Annotated in this window: 15 protein-coding genes; 8 read left to right on the forward strand and 7 right to left on the reverse strand. The window is 34.3% G+C overall.

Features of this window, described 5'->3' with window-relative positions; genetic code table 11:
* Positions 1–6 precede the first annotated feature (6 nt).
* Positions 7–1,266: an L-cysteine desulfidase family protein gene (locus tag HZF24_RS03950; RefSeq protein ID WP_179236970.1), complete on the reverse strand. Its 1,260-nt coding sequence runs from the start codon at positions 1,264–1,266 to the stop codon at positions 7–9.
* Between the two features lie 352 nt (positions 1,267–1,618).
* Here HZF24_RS03950 and HZF24_RS03955 point away from each other — a divergent pair, with 352 nt between their 5' ends.
* From HZF24_RS03955 to dnaB, 5 genes are all read left to right on the forward strand, one after another.
* Positions 1,619–3,352: a sigma-54 interaction domain-containing protein gene (locus HZF24_RS03955; protein ID WP_179236971.1), complete on the forward strand. Its 1,734-nt coding sequence runs from the start codon at positions 1,619–1,621 to the stop codon at positions 3,350–3,352.
* A 66-nt stretch (positions 3,353–3,418) separates the two neighbouring features.
* On the forward strand, positions 3,419–4,384 hold the full coding sequence (locus HZF24_RS03960; RefSeq protein ID WP_179236972.1) for a DUF2232 domain-containing protein: 966 nt from the start codon (positions 3,419–3,421) through the stop codon (positions 4,382–4,384).
* 21 nt (positions 4,385–4,405) lie between these two features.
* Entirely contained in the window at positions 4,406–6,415 is a 2,010-nt protein-coding gene (locus HZF24_RS03965) for a DHH family phosphoesterase (protein WP_179236973.1), read from the forward strand.
* Positions 6,412–6,858 carry a 50S ribosomal protein L9 gene (gene rplI / locus HZF24_RS03970; RefSeq protein ID WP_179236974.1) on the forward strand — a complete coding sequence of 149 codons (447 nt, stop codon included), beginning with the start codon at positions 6,412–6,414 and terminating at the stop codon, positions 6,856–6,858. The genes HZF24_RS03965 and rplI overlap by 4 nt, the downstream gene beginning before the upstream one ends.
* 10 nt (positions 6,859–6,868) lie before the next feature.
* Positions 6,869–8,200, forward strand: a complete 1,332-nt coding sequence (dnaB, locus tag HZF24_RS03975) for a replicative DNA helicase (RefSeq protein WP_218835248.1) — start codon at positions 6,869–6,871, stop codon at positions 8,198–8,200.
* Between the two features lie 70 nt (positions 8,201–8,270).
* Here the strand turns inward: dnaB and HZF24_RS03980 are convergent, their stop codons facing one another.
* Complete coding sequence (locus HZF24_RS03980) at positions 8,271–9,818, reverse strand: DUF3794 and LysM peptidoglycan-binding domain-containing protein (RefSeq protein ID WP_179236975.1); 1,548 nt, start codon at positions 9,816–9,818, stop codon at positions 8,271–8,273.
* Between the two features lie 334 nt (positions 9,819–10,152).
* Here HZF24_RS03980 and HZF24_RS03985 point away from each other — a divergent pair, with 334 nt between their 5' ends.
* Positions 10,153–11,757, forward strand: coding sequence for a CTP synthase (locus tag HZF24_RS03985; RefSeq protein WP_179236976.1), 1,605 nt, complete (start codon positions 10,153–10,155; stop codon positions 11,755–11,757).
* A gap of 39 nt (positions 11,758–11,796) precedes the next feature.
* Here the strand turns inward: HZF24_RS03985 and HZF24_RS03990 are convergent, their stop codons facing one another.
* Positions 11,797–12,972, reverse strand: a complete 1,176-nt coding sequence (locus tag HZF24_RS03990; protein ID WP_179236977.1) for an O-antigen ligase family protein — start codon at positions 12,970–12,972, stop codon at positions 11,797–11,799.
* Between the two features lie 21 nt (positions 12,973–12,993).
* The gene (locus HZF24_RS03995; protein WP_179236978.1) at positions 12,994–13,881 is read right to left on the reverse strand and encodes a DMT family transporter; all 888 of its coding nucleotides are present in this window, start codon (positions 13,879–13,881) and stop codon (positions 12,994–12,996) included.
* 133 nt (positions 13,882–14,014) lie between these two features.
* Here HZF24_RS03995 and cls point away from each other — a divergent pair, with 133 nt between their 5' ends.
* Together cls and HZF24_RS04005 are read left to right on the forward strand one after the other, a co-directional pair.
* On the forward strand, positions 14,015–15,460 hold the full coding sequence (gene cls / locus HZF24_RS04000; protein ID WP_179236979.1) for a cardiolipin synthase: 1,446 nt from the start codon (positions 14,015–14,017) through the stop codon (positions 15,458–15,460).
* 120 nt (positions 15,461–15,580) lie between these two features.
* On the forward strand, positions 15,581–16,471 hold the full coding sequence (locus HZF24_RS04005) for a diacylglycerol/lipid kinase family protein (RefSeq protein ID WP_179236980.1): 891 nt from the start codon (positions 15,581–15,583) through the stop codon (positions 16,469–16,471).
* Between the two features lie 191 nt (positions 16,472–16,662).
* Here the strand turns inward: HZF24_RS04005 and HZF24_RS04010 are convergent, their stop codons facing one another.
* From HZF24_RS04010 to HZF24_RS04020, 3 genes are all read right to left on the reverse strand, one after another.
* Positions 16,663–16,917 carry a DUF3343 domain-containing protein gene (locus HZF24_RS04010; RefSeq protein ID WP_179236981.1) on the reverse strand — a complete coding sequence of 85 codons (255 nt, stop codon included), beginning with the start codon at positions 16,915–16,917 and terminating at the stop codon, positions 16,663–16,665.
* A 1-nt stretch (position 16,918) separates the two neighbouring features.
* A complete protein-coding gene (locus HZF24_RS04015; RefSeq protein WP_179236982.1) occupies positions 16,919–18,196 on the reverse strand; it encodes a double-cubane-cluster-containing anaerobic reductase in 1,278 nt (425 codons plus the stop codon).
* A 138-nt stretch (positions 18,197–18,334) separates the two neighbouring features.
* Entirely contained in the window at positions 18,335–19,381 is a 1,047-nt protein-coding gene (locus HZF24_RS04020; protein ID WP_179236983.1) for a 2-hydroxyacyl-CoA dehydratase family protein, read from the reverse strand.
* Positions 19,382–19,394 lie beyond the last annotated feature (13 nt).

A 19,394-nucleotide genomic window follows, 5' to 3' on the forward strand; every position in this document is an offset into this window, starting at 1 on the left:
GATAAATCAACATTTATCCATCATAACTCTGAGGATTTCGTCGTCTGTATTTTTCATACCTATATTAGATACGTGAGCCAGATTTACGATTGTTTTTTCGGGGGTATCACCTAATATGCCGTTATCGTCGGGTATAAAGATGTTTTTAAGCGCCATTTCCGAAGCATCAACAGCAGCATCAACGGATATCGAGAGTTTGTATGAGCATCCTAACTTGGCACCGTCACAGAGCATGCCCGATATTCCTGCTACCATATTGTTTATTGAGCCCTTAATTTGCTCTTTGTTTCCGTTGAGTAAATAAGTAAGACCCGCAGCACAACCCACACCTGCCGCAACTCCGCAGCCGCAGACAGGGGATAAGGAACCTAAGTGTACCTTGACAAATATGGTTACAAGGTGACTCAATGTTACGGCTCTTATTATCCTTTCCGCATCTATATTTTTTTCCTGTCCTATAAAAGCGATGGGGATTATTGCCACAAGACCATGGTTTCCCGAGCCGGCACTGCTCATAACCGGTAACAGGTAACCGGACATCCGAGCCTCTGAAGCTGCTGCCGTATAAGCCTTTGCCATTGAAAAGGCATCCTTGGCGCTTGTGTAAAAATATTTTCCCAACCCCACACCTGTTTGTCCTGATAAACCTGCATCCGCAATTCTCATGTTTAAATCAATGCCGTTCTTAATAAATTCAATATCTTCAATATGGGCTTCATTTGCAAATTTAATTAGGTAATCAATATTATATTTTTTGATTTCATATTTTATTTCAACAGAGCTTGCTGCATCATCCGTATTATCAAGTATAATTTCATCATTTTTTGTTTCGTTGATAATATTTGTATGTGAATGTCTGATTGTAACACAGGATTTGTTGTTTTCGCTCAACGCTTCTACCTTTATGAATAATCCCTGAATATTTTCAAGCTGTAAGCTGATTATGTCTGAATCGACAATTTTTAATGCCTTGTCTATGCTGTCATTATTTACATCCTTTAAAACCTCTAATTTATATTCTGATTTGCCTATAACCAAGGCCAAGGCTGCTGCAAAAATGATTCCGTGCTCGTTTGTTCCGGGTATACCTACACTCATACTGTTTTTAATTATGTTTTTATCTGCGTATATGTTTAATTGCTTTACTTCGCTGCCCAATATTTCCTTAGATCTTGCAACTGCATAAGCAACCGCTCCGGGCTCAGTGCATCCTAAAGCAGGAACAACCTGATTTTTTAATATATCTACCAATAATTTATCGTCCATAACACACCTCCATCTATGTACTTGCATGATTTGTGCCAATATAAGAGTATTTATGAGGGAAAACGATTATGGCGCAATTCGAACACTTTATAATTTTGCAGGCATTTCATTTGCAAGAAATATTATCAATAATGATAAACATATATATATACATAATTAAGAATGTTGAAATTATCTAGTTGCACATTTTATCATTTTTGAAAACAATTTATCAAAAATGATAAAAAATACGTATTTAATTACCTCAAAGTCAATAAAACTTTTGTATAATCAGTAGAAATGTATTATAATGTATTAACCAAGAAGACACTTAACTTCATTCGGGATGACAAACAATAAGAAAGGAACGGTTATGAGCAGATTAAAGAGTATCAGTTCTGAGCTGTTGCACATAATAGATGCATTGCAGGCAGTTACTAATGTAGATATTACCATAGTGGACGAGCATCTGGACAGGGTGGTTACCACTGTGAAAAGCAATATTGAATCAAGCAGGAAGGCGCCTGTTAATTCTGCATTCCATAAATGTATATTAACCGGTGAACAATATTTCATAGAGAATCCAAAGGAAAACCAAATGTGCCTGAATTGCACTAATTCTGCTGACTGCAAGGAATTAATCGAATTTTGCATTCCGATTAAATACAATGATGAAATAATAGGCGTATTGGGTATGTGTGCATATGATGAGGTTGCAAGGCATAATCTTTTATTAAATAAAGAAAGCTACATGAATTTTGAAAGCAGATTGAGCGATTTGATATCAACCATACTCAGTGAAAAAAACACCGTAAAGATGCTTGAATACAGATCATCTGAGCTTCTTACATTAATTAACTCGTTAAATGACGGGATTATAGTAATCAATGATAATAAAGATATAATAACTACAAATAAATACATAAATGAAAAATTAAATTTAAATATCAATAATATGCCGCGAATCCGGGAATTATTGACTGAAAAGGTTTATAATAAATTGCTGTCAGTTGGTTTTAACGGAGAAGCGGGACCTGTCAAGTTGAATGGCATAGAATTTGTGATAAACGCAAATCCTATAGTCGTTAAAGGAAGTAATGAAGGCTTTGTGCTTTTGTTTTCCGACTTCAATAAAATGAAAGAATCAGTACTTGAATCCAACAGAAAGAAGGATTTAATTACTTTTGATGATATAGTGGGTGAAAGCGAGCCATTGCTGCAAGCCAGAAGGGAAGCTATACAGGTTGCTGAAAACGATGCATCTGTCTTAATTTACGGAGAAACAGGAACAGGTAAGGAGGTATTTGCAAGAGCCATACACAATGCCAGCAGCAGAAAGAATAATGTATTTATGGCACTAAACTGCGGAGCTATCCCTGAAAATTTAATCGAAAGTGAGCTTTTCGGATATGAGAAGGGCTCTTTTACCGGTGCTAAAACTACGGGCAAGATAGGTAAGTTTGAAATTTGTAAGGATGGAACCTTGTTTCTTGATGAAATTGGTGATTTGCCTTTTTTAATGCAGGTTAAATTAAACCGTGCATTAGAAGAAAAAGAAATAATAAGAGTCGGAGGAAGTATCCCTATTAAGGTTAATCCGAGGATAATTTCCGCTACGCATAAAAATTTGAGCTTGTTGGTTGATAATAATTTATTCAGGGATGATCTGTATTACAGATTAAATGTTGTACCCATACATTTGCCGCCTCTAAGGGAACGAGGATATGATGTAATCATTCTTTCAAGATATTTTTTGCATCATTTTTCAAAAATTTATAACAAGGATATAAAAGAATTTACTGCAGAAGCAGAAATTTTACTTTTAAATTATAAATTTCCCGGGAATATAAGAGAGCTTAGAAATTTGATAGAATATGCAGTAATATTTGAAGAAAACAGCATGATTGGCACCGAAAGCATAAAAAAGAAAATAGGTGCTGACAGCAAAGAAGAAAATTTTAAGCTGGCAGACTTAACCAAGGGTTATGAGAAATCTGTCATATTAAATAAAATAAAAATGTACGGAAATGACCTTGAGGCAAAAAAGAAAGCTGCTAAACAGCTTGGTATAAGTATTGCAACGCTTTATAGGAAGCTTGAAGAATAAAATAAGTTTTTGACTTTATATTATTTATAAGGTAAAATAGTATAATTAAAACAATACGAGGTAGTAATGAACAGAAATTATAAAACATCAAGTATTACTGAATCCGCAATGATTACAGGTATACTTGTTATTATAGCGTATTTATCTTCTTTTTTTTCTGTAATAATGTTTTTTTATCCTACTCCGGCTATAATTTTAGCTAAAAGAAAGGGATTAAAATATGCAGCTTTGTCATTGATAGCATCAGATTTAATTGTATCGATGCTTTTGGGTGTTCAAACAGGTCTTGTGTTTTTTATTCTTTATACTCCTTTTTCAATGGCTCTATCGTATGCAATTTGCAGGGATAAGGAGGCAAACAGAACAATTCTTTATGGAACTGCTTCTTATATGATTTCTTTTGTAATCCTTATATTTTTGTTGGATTTAATTATTGGAGTTAATTTCATACAGCAGCTGCAGGATATATATAGTGAAAGCCTTGGAATGATGAAGGAGATGCTCAATAATTACCCTGCCGGATTAGCAGGTGGCAGGGTTGAAGAAATGAAAAAGGTCATTGATGAAATAGATCCATTGATTATTTCAATTATGTTTCCTGCTATGTTGATTATTACATCTGTTATAATGTCATACATTAATTATTTAGTGGCAAGTAAATTTGCGAATAGATTTAAAATAAAAATTAAAGCCCATGAGGGACTCGGATATTTTTCATTTCCTAAAACCTTTATGGTTGCAATGGCTGTGATGCTTTTAATTTCATATTTAATGGGCGCTCTGAAAATAAATGTTAATGCTATCCAGCTCAATTTGTTTTTAATAATGCTTGCTGCCATGTATTTGCAGGGCATCGCTGTAATTAAAATGTATTTTATAAAAAGGCAATTGAGTAAAAACCTTCAGAACCTGATGATGGGTATGGTTGTAGTTATGTCGTTGTTTGTTTTTGGCGGAGCGATGATAGTGATTGCTTTATTGGGACTTGTCGATTTGACTGTTGATTTGAGAAAGTTAAATCGTACTGTATAATTTATTTATGGAGGTAATGATTTGGAAAATAAAAATACCCCTAAATTTTTAAAGGATGACAGTATAATATACTTGACGGTGATAATTGTATTAATTGTAATTTTCTTAATTGAAGGTATGTATATATATGCCGGTATTTCAAGCTTAATTTTAATGGGCGTTGCCGGATTAGCTTTAAAAAGGCAAATACAAAGAGAGAAGGAACTTAAAAACTACATAATAAATTATACAAAAAACATAGAAAATCTGTCGGTAAATTCATTTTATTATTCCCCGCTGCCTATAAGTATTATAGGTCCTATGGGTAAAATTTTTTGGTTCAATAATAAATTCAAAGAGCTGATTGACGAGGAAAATGAAAATATCGAATTTATAAATGATTTTATACAGAACTTTCCTTTGAAAACATTGGAGGATTACAAGGAAGGCATTTTAAGTAACATTGAAATAGTTGAAACGGGTAAGACATTCAATGTAATGTACTATAAGTTAGAAGAAGGAAGATTCGGAGATAGCGTATCATATGTATGCTACTGGAATGAGAACACCGCATTTGCCAACTTAAAAATAAAGTATAACGATGAAAGACCAATAGTAAGTTTAATTCAGATAGACAATTATGATGAAATATCCGAAAAACTTGATAAGGGTGAAAAAGCAGCCATGACAGCCGAGGTTGAAAAAATATTGAACAGATATGCTTCGGAAATGAATGGATTTGTTCTGAGATACGATACATCTAAATTTTTAATGATGTTTGAAAATAAATTTTTAGAAAATCTTGAAAACAATAAGTTTAGCATGCTTGAAGAAGTAAAATGTCTTAGAGGCGGTACAGATTTTAGTTTTACGCTTAGTATCGGAACCGGTGCATTAGCCAAAAACCTGACTCAGCATTTAGAATATGCTAAGGGTGCGTTGGATGTGGCACTTGGCAGAGGCGGAGATCAGGCAGTTGTCAAGAGAATGAACTCCGTTAAGTTTTATGGAGGAAAGAGCAAGGCGGTTGAAAAAAGAACTAAGGTTAAAGCGAGAATTATATCCTATGCACTGAGACAAATAATCGACCAAAGCTCCAACGTATTAATAATGGGTCACCGTGTAGGCGATATGGATAGCTTAGGTGCATCCATAGGGCTTTATGCAATTGCTAAAAGCAGGGGTAAAAAACCATACATTGTTTTAAACACTATAAATTACGCCCTTAAAAACATGTATGAAAGAATGAAAAAGGAAGACAGCCACTACATTGAATCAGTGATAAGTACAGAGGCAGCACTTAATCTTGTGGATCAAAATACATTGGTTGTAGTAGTGGATACTCACAGACCAAGCTATACAGAGGCACCGGAGCTTTTACAAAAAGTTGATAAAATAGTGCTTATTGACCATCACAGAAGAAGTGAAGAATATATAGAAAATGCACTTTTGGATTATATAGAACCGTACGCATCCTCAACCTGTGAGCTTGTTTCCGAAATTGTACAATACATGGAAGAACATATAAAGCTTACTAAATTTGAAGCTGATTCATTATTGGCCGGAATAGTTGTAGACACAAATTCATTTACCTTTAAAACGGGGGTAAGAACATTTGAGGCAGCATCGTTTTTAAGAAGAAACGGTGCGGATACGGTTGATGTTAAGGAGCTTTTTAACGAAAGCCTGGATTCTATGAAAAAGAAAACCGAAATTATTGAAAGATCGGAAATTATACTTGACGATGTTGCGGTATCATATATTGACGAAAATTCGGAAAACTCAAATGTTATAGCAGCACAAAGCGCCGATGAATTATTAACCATTAAGGGCGTTAAGATGAGTTTTGTGCTTGTAAGAAATGAGGATTATATAAATATCAGTGCCCGTTCATCCGGAACTGTCAATGTACAGGTAATTATGGAGTACCTTGGCGGAGGCGGCCATTTAAATATGGCAGGGGCTCAGATACCTACTCAGGATATGGAGGAAGCTAAGAATAAGCTTTACGATGCAATTTCACACTACAAGAAGGAGAGTAACGATAAATGAAAGTAATACTGTTGGAAGATGTTAAGAATGTAGGGAAAAAAGGAGAGATAATCAATGCAAAAGACGGTTATGCAAAAAACTTTTTATTTCCTAAGAATTTAGCTATAGAAGCAACACAGGTAAACTTAAAAAATTTAGAACATGCAAATAAACAGAAGGAAGCAAAAGAAAAAGAAATATTTGAGGAAGCAAAAAAACTTGAAGAAGAATTAATGAAGGTTACAATAGTTTTGAAGGGCAAGGCAGGCGAAAACGGTAAGCTTTTCGGAGCTGTAACCACAAAAGAAATCGCTGAAAATCTTGAAAAGGAACATGGAATAAATATCGATAAAAAGAAGTTCGATTTAGATGATCCAATAAAATCAGTAGGAGAATATTTTGTAAAAATTAAGCTTCATCCTATGGTGAATGCAAAATTAAAAGTAATAGTAACTGATAAGTAAAGAGGAAAGTATGGCTGATTTGATAAATTTAGGAAAAGTACCGCCGCATAATGCCGAGGCAGAACAAAGAGTTCTTGCCTCTGCTTTAATTGACCATGTAGCTGTTGAAAAGGTCATTAACTTATTAAGTGCCGAAGATTTTTATTTTGAAGCTAATAAAGAGATTTTTGACTGCATCAAGCAGGTTCATATGCAGAATGTTCCGGTGGATGCTCTTACGGTTACGGAGGAGCTGAGCAAAAGAGGCAAAATTGATTATGTGGGAGGATTTGAATATCTGGCAAACCTCACTGATAATATTATAACCTCTAAAAATGTCGAAGCTTACTGCAATATTATCAGAGAAAAATCAACCTTAAGAAAATTAATCAGTGCTTCAAATGAGATTATTGATAAAAGCTATAAGGAAAATGATGAGGTTCAACGGATCATTGAGCTGGCAGAATCAAGAATATTTTCTATATCACAGAACAGAAGCATAAATTCTTTTACTGAAATTAAAGAAGTATTAATGAGCGTTTTCAATCAGTTAGAAGAAAGAGCCATGAATAAGGGCGGACTTACCGGATTGACTACGGGCTATGATGATTTGGACAGAATGACATCGGGACTTCAAAGGTCTGATTTAATACTACTTGCTGCAAGACCTTCAATGGGAAAAACCGCTCTTGCATTGAATATTGCAATGAATTCAGTTAAGACAGGAGCATCAGTCGCATTGTTTTCCCTGGAAATGTCTAAGGAGCAGTACGTTCAAAGAATTATAAGTATGGAATCAATGGTCGACAGCTCTAAGCTCAGGACAGGAAACCTCGGTGACGATGATTGGACAAGACTGATAGATGTTATGAGTTTAATTTCAAATTACAAGGTTTTTATAGATGATACTGCTGCAATTACGCTGTTTGAAGTTATGTCTAAATGCAGAAGGCTGAAAATCGAACAGGGATTGGACTTAATAGTAATAGACTATTTACAATTGATGTCCGACGGTACAAGCTCTTCAAACAGGCAGCAGGAAATATCAAACATATCCCGAGGCTTGAAGGCGCTTGCAAGAGAAATGGATTGTCCCGTACTTGCATTATCACAGCTTTCTCGTGCTCCGGAGCTGCGTAACGACCACAGGCCGATTATGTCTGACTTAAGAGAGTCCGGTGCCATAGAGCAGGATGCCGACGTAGTTCTCATGCTTTACAGAGATGAATATTACTATAAGGAAGAATCGGAAAAAAAGGGTATAACCGATGTAATTATAGCAAAGCAAAGAAACGGTCCCGTCGGAACAGTAGAGCTTGCATGGATCGGTCAGTTCACTAAGTTTGGAAATATACAAAGATAGTGAACAATGGATAAATATTAAAGAGCGCATATGCGCTCTTTTCAATTGCCTGTCAATTGTAATCCATCGATCACACCATGCGTGCGATTATTATTTTTGAACCTGCTGCCACTTCATTGTCTTCAGGAAAATTATTTATTTCCTTCAAATAATTGATTGAAAGGTTATAGTTTTTAGCAATATCCCAAATGCTTTCATTAGGCTGAACAACTCTGAATACCAGACTTGGCATTTTACTTCTGTCTATAGGTGTAGTTTCGGCAATATTACTGATAACTGTTATTTCGTCTTTATCTTTTAATTTCATGCATACGTTGATGTCGCAGTTAACAATTACCGAGTTACTGCCTTTTCTGTAAGCACCGGATTTTGTGATGGTAATATCCGAATCAATTTCAGATTTAGCTTCATTATCCTTCAAATCAAAGCTTGCCGTAAATGGCAATGATGCATATGCCTTATCTATCTTATTGATGTCACCATTCAGATACAATATATTCATATCCATAAAGCCATCAATAATGTATTTGTTGTCAAGAACTTTTTTTTCTGAAACCTTCGGACTGATATCGACGGTATAAATATCTTTAATTGTACCGGTTACAACATCAAAGCTATTATCATATTTTACCGTCTTATTCATTATGTCTGAAATACTGGTCAAGTTAACTTTTTCAGATTCTAAGTCGAGCACATATTCTGTTGAATAGCAATCGGTAATAATGTTCTTTTCGATGGTATCAAATAAATTTGCATTAATCATGAAGGAAAGATCAAATTCAATTAACTTTAATTCATTGTCATAATTTTCAGCTACCTTGTATGTCATGTCGTTAAGAGAGATATTTATGTCTTTTAGCATATCATCACTTAAATTTTTTGCTTCTATGTAATGAGTGAACGGGAATTCTTCCGATACATAACCTGTGGAATTCAAATTGTTGTTTTCCGAATAAAGAAATGCAACTTTACATGTTCCTTCAACAAGCATTTTCTCATCCAATATATCAATGCTGGTAATATATACTTCCGAGTCTGCCTTCAATACTTTGGCAATTTCATCAGAGCCTTTATTAAGCTCTACAGCATCATTAATATTTACTTCCTCTGACAACGAATTAACTTCATCTGTGTATTTTATATTTCTTGTTTTTGCCTGAAAGCTTCCGTCTGATTCTAAATTGGAAACAAATGTTACGGGATGATTATTAGTCAACTCTGTATCCAATACAATTACAGCCTTGATTGAATAAGTTCTTTCTGCAGGCGAGTCGGAATCCATGTAGTCAAGAATTGCGTCAACATGTGCGGTCATGCCTTCCCGAGCATCCGGAAATGCAATTTCTTCAGTAAAAGGAATCGTGTCTGTGATTGAATATACCAATATTTCCTCATCGTTTGAACGGTAAATAATGTTGTAAACAACCTCTCCCTCTACTGTTACAGAGCCATCACTGACCGTAACGCCGTTAATCCTTGCCTTGCCCTCCGTAGATACGATTTTTTCTATATTTGGAGCATTATCAGGGATTGTAAACTCGTTTTCCAACAGAACTTCAGTTGAATTTGAGTTAATAAACTCATTAATATTAAAAGTATCGCTAATTAATTTATACAAAATAAATCCTCCTTTAAGATAATACAGTTAGAATCAGCATTCTTTTATAAATGTATATGCATAATAAATTTCAATAGTACAACGTATATGCAAATTTTTTTAAAAAATCATTGACCTTTTGCTTTAGATAATATAAAATTGTTTAGTAAATACTTTTGAAGAATTTTTGTAAAATAGTATACAATAATATATTACCGATTAGCAAATAATAGAGCCAAAAAAAAAACCCCTTTTTTGTCTCTGTTTTTTATGTTAGGAGGAAATTTGGGTCAAACCAATGTTAAAAATAAAAAAATAGTGGAATAATATCGAGAGAGGAACGCAGGAGGAAAAAATGCCAAAATACATTTTTATAACGGGAGGAGTAGTTTCTTCATTAGGTAAAGGGATTACAGCTGCATCATTAGGAAGATTACTTAAAGCAAGAGGATTGAAGGTTACTTTACAGAAGTTTGACCCATACTTAAATGTGGACCCTGGAACGATGAGCCCTTATCAGCATGGTGAGGTTTATGTTACGGATGATGGCGCGGAAACCGATCTGGACCTAGGGCATTATGAAAGAATCGTTGATATAGATTTGACAAAGTATTCGAGCATAACATCAGGTAAAATATACTGGTCAGTTTTGAACAAGGAAAGAAAAGGTGATTATCTCGGAGGAACGGTACAGGTAATCCCTCACGTGACAAATGAGATAAAATGTATGCTTAAGAGAGTTTCAAGTATAAATGATGTAGATGTAGTTATTACCGAAATCGGTGGCACAGTCGGTGACATTGAAAGCTTACCGTTTTTGGAAGCAATTCGTCAAATACGCTATGAAGTCGGCAGGGAAAATGTAATGTATATACATGTAACATTACTTCCCTACTTAACTAAAGCAGGTGAATTAAAAACAAAACCTACTCAGCACAGCGTAAAAGAATTATTAAGCATTGGTATCCAACCGGACGTTCTTGTATGCAGAACAGAAAAAGAAATAACAATGGATTTAAAATCTAAAATTGCTTTATTCTGTAATGTTGAAAGTCAAAATGTAATTCAAAATACGGATGCTGATTCATTGTATGATATTCCTTTATTGTTAGAAGAAGAGGGTTTGGCAAAAATAGTATGTAATCATTTCGGTATAAATTGTAAGGAGCCGGACTTGTCTGAATGGAATGATATGGTCAGACGCTCAAAGACGCACAACTCCCGCGTAAAAATTGCTTTGGTCGGAAAATATGTTGAGCTGAAAGATGCTTACCTGTCTGTTTATGAAGCATTGAAGCATGCCGGCATAGATAATTTAGCAGATGTAGATGTTTCCTGGATTCACTCCGAAAATGTCAACGAAGAAAATTATAAGGAAATATTAAAAGGTCATGACGGTGTATTAGTTCCGGGTGGATTTGGAGACAGAGGTATAGAAGGTAAAATTTTGGCTGCAAGATATGCAAGGGAAAACAATGTTCCGTTTTTAGGAATATGTCTCGGTATGCAAATGGCTGTAATTGAATTTGCAAGAGGTATACTTGATTATAAAGATGCTCACAGTTCAGAATTTGATATGGAAACAGAACATCCAATAATTGATTTAATGAATGACCAGAAAGAAGTTGAAAATAAAGGCGGCACAATGAGATTAGGAAGCTATCCGTGCAAGTTGATTGACGGCACAAAGGCAAAGGAAGCTTATGAAGGTGCTGATATGATCAATGAAAGACACAGACACAGATATGAATTTAATAATGATTTCAGACAAGTTTGCACAGAAAACGGACTAATAATCTCCGGTGTTTCTCCGGATAACAAATTGGTTGAAATTGTTGAGTTAAAAAACCATCCTTGGTTTGTTGCCGCTCAATTCCATCCGGAATTTAAATCAAGACCTACAAGAAGTCATCCGTTGTTCAGAAACTTCATTAAAGCAGCGGTAGAAAATAATAAATAATTATAAAAGCTTTGCACCCGTTTCCATTACTTATCACCATTAAACAAACGGGTGCAAAGCTTTTTTGCTTATGGATGCTTTTACAATTCCTCCGTAAATACACAGTATCATCATTATCTGAGGTGTTAGAACAACCGAATCGGCAAAGCCGTGTATCAATGACATTATCATAATGGCCGATGGTGTGATGAATTGACTTTTATTTTCTTTTAGCTTAATGCGAAAATACGTAAATGCATTTATTATTAAGTATGTAAATATTCCGAAGCCCAACACTCCCGTTTCTGTAAAAACCTGCAGGTACAGATTGTGGCTATGTTCAATTTTACTGCTTACCATACCTGAATAATTTCCCACATGCTTAAACAGTGTGCCAAAGCCAATACCCGATAAAAAGTTATCTCTTATGATTGCTATGGATGCCTTCCAAACTTCCAATCTGTAAATAATAGAACTGTCTCTTACTGCTTTTGAAGGATCTATCCGACCAGACTCTAAAATAAAATCGACACTAAATATCAGAACAGCTGTTATCAATGCGTATTTAAAATAATTTTTGTTCATAAATCCGGCAATTATCAAGGTCGTTATTAAAGAAATCCATGCAGCTCTTGAAAATGTCAAAATCAAACAGAAAACAGCAATTAAGAATACACATGATTCTAAATTTAATTTTCTTGTATCTAAGTCTTCGCATACTAAAAGTATTATAAAATTAATATAGAATCCGAACACATTTGGATTAAAGAACGTGGAATAAATTCTTTTGTTTAATTTATATTCGGCTGCATCAACCCATTTATCAGGAAGAATAAAATCCGGACTAATATATTGTAAGATACCGTAAAAAAATACTATCAGTGACACTATAAATACATATTTCTTTATTTTTGTTAAATCATCTTTTGTTAATGACGTGCTGAATATGTTAAAGGAATGAATGCATAAAATCATTAACACTCCAAAAAATAAAGAAATAATTTTATATTCTGATGATATTAAACCAATTGCTATATATGCATATAATAAAGTAAAAGATTTATTATAATTTGTTATCGGACTTTTTTTTAGCTGTTGTTTAATTAAAAGCGCTGCCAAGAATACATAAGCAGCAGGAATGAATACAATTGATAATATTAATAATAAAATAGTTACTTTGTTGGTTTTATCATTCGACAATTCAGTAATCTGTTTGCCGGTTATTTCATAGTTCATGTTGTTCCTCTTTGTATAAACTTAGTTCTTGGTTTTTAACCTTTCATTATTCTGTGTAATGAGGTAGTTTAATATACCCGCTATGATTATTATACCCCCCAAAAGGGTATATAAAGAAGGTATCTCTTTAAAAATTAACAATGCCATTAAGCTTGCAAATATCGGTTCGCTTAATGTTGATACAGATATAAGCGTTGATGAAACATACTTAACCATATAATTATACAATGTATGACCCAATATTGAGCAGAAGAATGCTAAGCTTATAAACAATGTAAATTCTCTTGGTGGGTAGGGATATATAGATGTACCGCTTAATAAGCACATAATGAATAACACAACTGTTGATACTGAGTAAACTATAAATACATAAGCGCCGGCACTTAAGTTTTTTCTTACAATCCCGCCTATCACCAGATATCCTGCTACAAAAATAGCACCCAAAAATGCAAGCGTGTTTCCAAGCATCATATTACCGGCTGATGCATCTGCAGATTCCAAGGCAATTATAATTGTGCCCGCAAGTGAAACCGCAATACTTATAATCATTTTTTTGCTAAGCTTTTCTTTAATGATAAAGTAATTTGCCAAGGCTACAAATATAGGACTGCATGATACTAATATTGTAGAATTGGCAATCGTTGTCAATTTAATTGAGGATATCCATGTTGCATAATGAAATGCAAGGAATATTCCGCTTATTATACAAAGAATTAAGTTTTTCTTGTTTAACTCCGTAAATTCATCACGGTTTTTTATAATAACAGGAAGCAGCATAATGCATGTGAAAAGCATTCTGTAAGATGATATTGCTAAAGCCGGAGCTGTTGAGAACCTGATGATTATTGATGATAATGATGTAAAAAATGTTCCTGCTAATACTATATATTTTGACGGTGTTTTTTCCATTGTGCTACCTTCCTTAAAACGGTATAGCCATAATAGCATAAAAAAGTTAATATTTCAATGGATAGGAACAAAAAGAATAAATTGTAATATAAAGGTAATAAATATATAAACCTTATTGTTGAGGGGGTGTATTATGTTTGATTTTTTCAGCGCAGTTTCATTAATTTATCTAATTAATTTTGCCATGGCGGTAATTGTAATTTTTCTGGAGCGTAAAGACCCCACAGCAACATTGGCTTGGGTGTTGGTGCTATTAATATTGCCCGGTATCGGATTCATATTTTATTTGCTGCTTTCTCAAAATTTCAGCAGAAAAAAACTCTTTACCATGAAAATTTACGCTAAAAAAACATTTGGCGATTACATAAGGGTACAGCAAGAGCTCTTTAACGAGGGGAAGCTGGTCTTGCATGATAAAAATGTAGAAGAATATAAAGATTTAATTAAAATGAATTTGTTTTCACATGACTTCTCTTATACACAAAATAATGAAGTAAAAATTTATACGGATGGACAAGATAAATTTCATGATTTATTAAATAATATCGAAAATGCAAAACACCATGTTCATTTGGAATACTACATTATAAAAAATGATAATTTGGGAAATAGGCTGCTGGATTTGCTGGAAAAGAAGGCAAGGGAGGGCATAGAGGTCAGGTTCTTGTTTGATTCCATAGGGGGCAGGCACATACCTGAAGAAACTATTGAGAGATTGAAAAATTCAGGTGTGAAAATTGCAGTATTTTTTGCCAGTAACCTGCCGTTTTTTAATTTTAAAATCAATTACAGAAACCATCGCAAAATTGTTGTTATTGACGGTAAAACTGCCTTTATAGGCGGCTTTAATGTTGGTGATGAATACTTAGGGCTAAATAAAAAAATAGGATATTGGAGAGATACACACATAAAAATCAGAGGCGATGCGGTTATTGATTTGCAGACACGATTTTTTCTGGATTGGGGCTATGCTTCTAAAGAAGATTTAATGTTTTTGCCTAAATATTTTCCTGACAGCAACAATAATGGTAATGTCGGTATACAGATAATCAGCAGCGGACCGGACAAGTTAGACGAAATTATTAAAAGCAATTACGTTAAAATGATTAATTCCGCAAAAAAAAGTATTTTAATTCAAACACCATACTTTGTGCCTGATGCCAGCGTTTTTGAATCATTAAAAATAGCGGCAATGTCAGGGGTGGATGTAAAAATTATGATACCTTGCAAGCCGGACCATCCCTTTGTTTATTGGGCAACATACTGGTATTGCGGCGGGCTTTTGCAATACGGTGTAAAGGTGTATACGTATGAATATGGATTTTTGCATGCTAAAACCATTGTTATTGACGGAGTTGTATCTTCCGTAGGAACGGCAAACTTTGATGTCAGAAGCTTTAAGCTTAATTTTGAATGCAATGCTGTGATTTACGATACTGATACATCAACGGCCCTTTACGAATATTTTATGGAAGATTTGAATTATTCCCTGGAATTAACCAGAGAGCTTTATCTTGAAAGAGGAATCATAATCAGATTTAAGGAATCCATTTGCCGGTTGCTTGCACCTTTACTATAAAGACTATCAATGGCATATTGAAATTATTAATAATTATGGTAAAATAAGATATACAATATCTGCTAATTCGATTCAAGGCAATTAACGCGAATTAGCATTACTTATGAAAAAGGGGATATTATGAAAAGATACTATGTAATTTACAATCCCACATCCGGAAATGAGCTTGCGGGACAAAAAATATTTCGTGCCTCTGAAACATTGCTGGAAGTAGAAGATATAGAGTTTACCTTTTACGCAACCAAGAAAAAGGGCGATGCTGAGCTTGCTGCAATAAGGGGCTGTCAGGAAGGTTACGATATGATTATTTCATGCGGAGGAGACGGCACGGTAAGTGAAGTTGTAAACGGTATAATGAAAAGTCCTGTTAAAACAAAGTTAGCCATACTGCCTGCAGGAACTGTAAATGATTTTGCCGTACAGCTAAAAATACCGAAGGCGTATGCTAATTTTGCCTCTCTTATTATGAAGCAAAATTTCAGAACAATAGATGTCGGTAAAATTAACGATAAGTATTTTATCAACGTTGTGGGCGGAGGAGCATTTACAAGTATTCCTCACAACGTAACTATTGAGGCAAAGACCATATTAGGAAAATATGCATACTATTTTCAAGCTGCTTTAGAGGTTCCAGGTCAGCTCGAAAACGCTCAGGAAGTTACATATATAATAGATGGTGCTGAATATACCTATAAAACATTATTGTTTTTAGTTATAAATTCTACAGGAGCGGGAGGATTTAAGAAGCTTTGTCCAAAAGCAAAGCTTGATGACGGATTGCTGGATATAGTTATTTTTGAAAAAACAAACAATGCGGAATTATTGCAGATATTCACCAAGGTCTTTAACGGGCAGCATATTACCCACCCGAAAGTTCATTATTTCCAAGGAAAAAGTATTAAAGTATTTTCAGAGAAAGAACTACCCATAGATACAGATGGAGATTTATGCTGTAACGTACCTGCAGAAATTTATTCAGTGCATAATGCCATAGAAATACTTACACCATAACGGGCTGCATAAAATTCATTTTTGACAGCTTTAGGTCTATTGACAAACTCCGTTGTGTCATCCTGAGCGAAAGCGAAGGATCTCATGTTTATTGAAACGATGAGATCCCTAGGGGCAAGTCCTCGGAATGACAGTGTTGGAATCAATCTGAGGCTGCTGAAAAATATATTTTCAACAGCCTTTTATTTACACTAGCAGAATTTATCCCTCTTGGGGTTTATTTTTGATTCAGTTTCAAAAATTTTATTAATTTCAATGTTATTATTTGTTATACATTCTTGTATGAAAGGAATATCTTCCTTGTTTTTAAATAATAAGGATATTCCGCAGCATTTGCTGGCTTCCCTGGGAGCAGGAGCAATAGTGACTGCTATTTTAGCAGATTTCAGCAAATTGTACAGCTTCATACCATTATCTACATCATTAAAAAGTACATAGTAAACCATATTATTTATTTGAAAGCATTTCTATAAAAGCACCAACTCTTGTTCTGAGTTGTTCAGCGTCCTGATCCGTATAGTCGGTTTCAATTCCTAAAACAGGTATACCAGCTTCTTTTAAAGCTCGTTCAACAAAATATCCCTCTGTATCATATAAGTTACAGAACTTGAGGTTGACATCAATAATACCGTCTACATTATATTCCTTTGCTAAACGCAGTATATCGTCGATTCTTCCTGTGTTAGGAGTAAAACACGCACAATTAATTTTCATGTATCTGTCTGTTAAAGCTTCGATTTGCTCGTCAATAATTGTTTTAGTTTCATCTACCAGATTTTCAAAGTAACGCGTACCTGTACATGTTTCTTCAACTACTACAGCACCTCCGCTTGTTTCAACAATATGATGCAGCTTCCAGTTAGGTATTGCCATAGGAGTTCCTGTAAGCATTATACGCTTTGTTCCTGCTGTGAAAACACTGATGTTATTTTTTACGCGTTCATCTAATTCATCACACAATTTGTTTGTCATTGATGCAAAACGGGTAGGGTCGTCGTAGAAAGCAATCTGAGATATAAGCAGTACATCCTTGCCGCTTATAGGAAGATTTTCATTTTTTCTGAATTCATACAGACGCTTTAATGCTCTTCTTTTGTCATTTATTAATTTTATTGCCTGAGATAATTTTTCGGATGTAACTTCGTTTCCTGTAAATTCTTCAACCTTATTCTTGAAAATACTTATCTCATTCGTCCATGCATCCAAATCCTTCTGTCTTTTCATTTGAGGCATGTCCATAACGTGAATAGGAACATCTTCTGCAAGTATTTCCCAGGCCTTTTTCTTTCCGTCGCAGGTAGTTTCCCCAACGAACATATCCGCAATTCTGAAGAAAGGACATGTTTTTTCAAGACGAGCACCAACAGAAGCCTTTATTAACGGACATGTATTAGTCGGTAAAACCTTTTCTCCGCCGGGAACCCAAAATTGTGAACCGCCGCATAAGCCTGTTGCAATAGCATCAGCCGCAAATATTATTTCATCCGGAACAAATACACAGAATGTACCAAATACCTTTCCGCCCTTTTTTTGTGATTCAATTAATTCTGCCGGTCTGACACCATGAATTTCAGATACAACAAAATTATAATAATCCATTGATTCCGGTCGATCCTCCTGAGATAAGTACACATCTCCAAAGGCCGTCGGCAATACTTCGCAAAGTTGATCATGAAGCTCTAAATCCATACCTAAATCTTTCCACATTTGACGATAATCAGCCATTTACATCCTCCAAGTATTTTATTTGTAATATACATTATTAATTATAGTTAAAAATTCTACAAATTACAAATTACTAAAACCTATGCTTGAAGGTTATAAAATAAGAAATTACTATACTAAAAAAGATGTTTTCCAGCTCTATTGCTTAGGAAACATCTTAATTTCTTCGATATTATCACCGTAATTGGCAGTTAGCGATAAATAAGGTAAGTGATGATTTGGTTCTAGCAATACATTACACCCTGAAAGCCGCACATCTATTATTTGTGAAATATTTTCTTTAAAATTTTCTTTTACAGCATCGTCATTATTTACATACTTATTTGCCAATGCCATGTAAGGATTATCGCAAAGTTTTACAGGGGTGTAATTTTCACCTTCACAAAGTGATGTTGAAAAGATAACGAATATATCCTTGTTTTGTGATAAGGGCCTTAATATTTCTTCTGTTAACCCAGCCAGCGGTGCACCAGTTATAAGAATTATTTTAGCTTTATTATTTTTATTAAACACATCAATACTTAATGATTCTTTCAATATATTATGAATTTCAGAAAGCTTCGAATATCTTTCATCCAAATTTAAGATAAATTGACTTCCATATATTATATTGTATAAATCATAAACATTTATCGGACATTTTCTTTCCATATACATATTAATAATCTTTGTTGTGATATCACTGATACTGTTAACCTTGTCAATTGCTGCATTAAGCTTGTTTTCGTTTAATTTCACGGAAAATTTATTTTCAATAAAATCAACAAATTTTCTATATTCCGATTCAAGCCCGGCAGCATTTTTGGAATCCTTAATAATATAGATGTCCTTAAGTTTATCAATTTTTGAAATCATTAAAGTCTTATGAGGACACATATCATTGCTGATAATTATGTCGGCTGAATATATCAAGGGACATCTTTCGGTGGCGGTATAGCCATAGCTCGACTTTACCACAGAGCAATTTTCTTTATCTAAAATACCATATGATGCGGCAATATTAGAACCATCGATGCTATAAACATTAACAGGTGTTATATCCAACGCCCATAAAATTTCTCTGGGAATATTTTTACCAAAAATGCCGGCAACATGTTTGCTATGACTTTTTAAGTATATGGCGTCAACATAAGCATTTCTTCTGGCTTCCTGAAATTCTTCCAATAAATTATAAAGATTCTCCATTTATACACCCTCT

It is taken from the genome of Sedimentibacter hydroxybenzoicus DSM 7310 (assembly GCF_013403245.1).
Taxonomy (GTDB): Bacteria; Bacillota; Clostridia; order Tissierellales; family Sedimentibacteraceae; genus Sedimentibacter; species Sedimentibacter hydroxybenzoicus.

Excerpts from the sequence above, each read along its gene's own strand:
- HZF24_RS03950 (WP_179236970.1), bottom strand. The coding sequence starts at position 1,266 with ATGGACGATAAATTATTGGTAGATATATTAAAAAATCAGGTTGTTCCT.
- HZF24_RS03955 (WP_179236971.1), top strand. The coding sequence starts at position 1,619 with ATGAGCAGATTAAAGAGTATCAGTTCTGAGCTGTTGCACATAATAGAT.
- HZF24_RS03960 (WP_179236972.1), top strand. The coding sequence starts at position 3,419 with ATGAACAGAAATTATAAAACATCAAGTATTACTGAATCCGCAATGATT.
- rplI (WP_179236974.1), top strand. The coding sequence starts at position 6,412 with ATGAAAGTAATACTGTTGGAAGATGTTAAGAATGTAGGGAAAAAAGGA.
- dnaB (WP_218835248.1), top strand. The coding sequence starts at position 6,869 with ATGGCTGATTTGATAAATTTAGGAAAAGTACCGCCGCATAATGCCGAG.
- HZF24_RS03985 (WP_179236976.1), top strand. The coding sequence starts at position 10,153 with ATGCCAAAATACATTTTTATAACGGGAGGAGTAGTTTCTTCATTAGGT.
- HZF24_RS03990 (WP_179236977.1), bottom strand. The coding sequence starts at position 12,972 with ATGAACTATGAAATAACCGGCAAACAGATTACTGAATTGTCGAATGAT.
- HZF24_RS03995 (WP_179236978.1), bottom strand. The coding sequence starts at position 13,881 with ATGGAAAAAACACCGTCAAAATATATAGTATTAGCAGGAACATTTTTT.
- cls (WP_179236979.1), top strand. The coding sequence starts at position 14,015 with ATGTTTGATTTTTTCAGCGCAGTTTCATTAATTTATCTAATTAATTTT.
- HZF24_RS04005 (WP_179236980.1), top strand. The coding sequence starts at position 15,581 with ATGAAAAGATACTATGTAATTTACAATCCCACATCCGGAAATGAGCTT.
- HZF24_RS04010 (WP_179236981.1), bottom strand. The coding sequence starts at position 16,917 with ATGGTTTACTATGTACTTTTTAATGATGTAGATAATGGTATGAAGCTG.
- HZF24_RS04015 (WP_179236982.1), bottom strand. The coding sequence starts at position 18,196 with ATGGCTGATTATCGTCAAATGTGGAAAGATTTAGGTATGGATTTAGAG.
- HZF24_RS04020 (WP_179236983.1), bottom strand. The coding sequence starts at position 19,381 with ATGGAGAATCTTTATAATTTATTGGAAGAATTTCAGGAAGCCAGAAGA.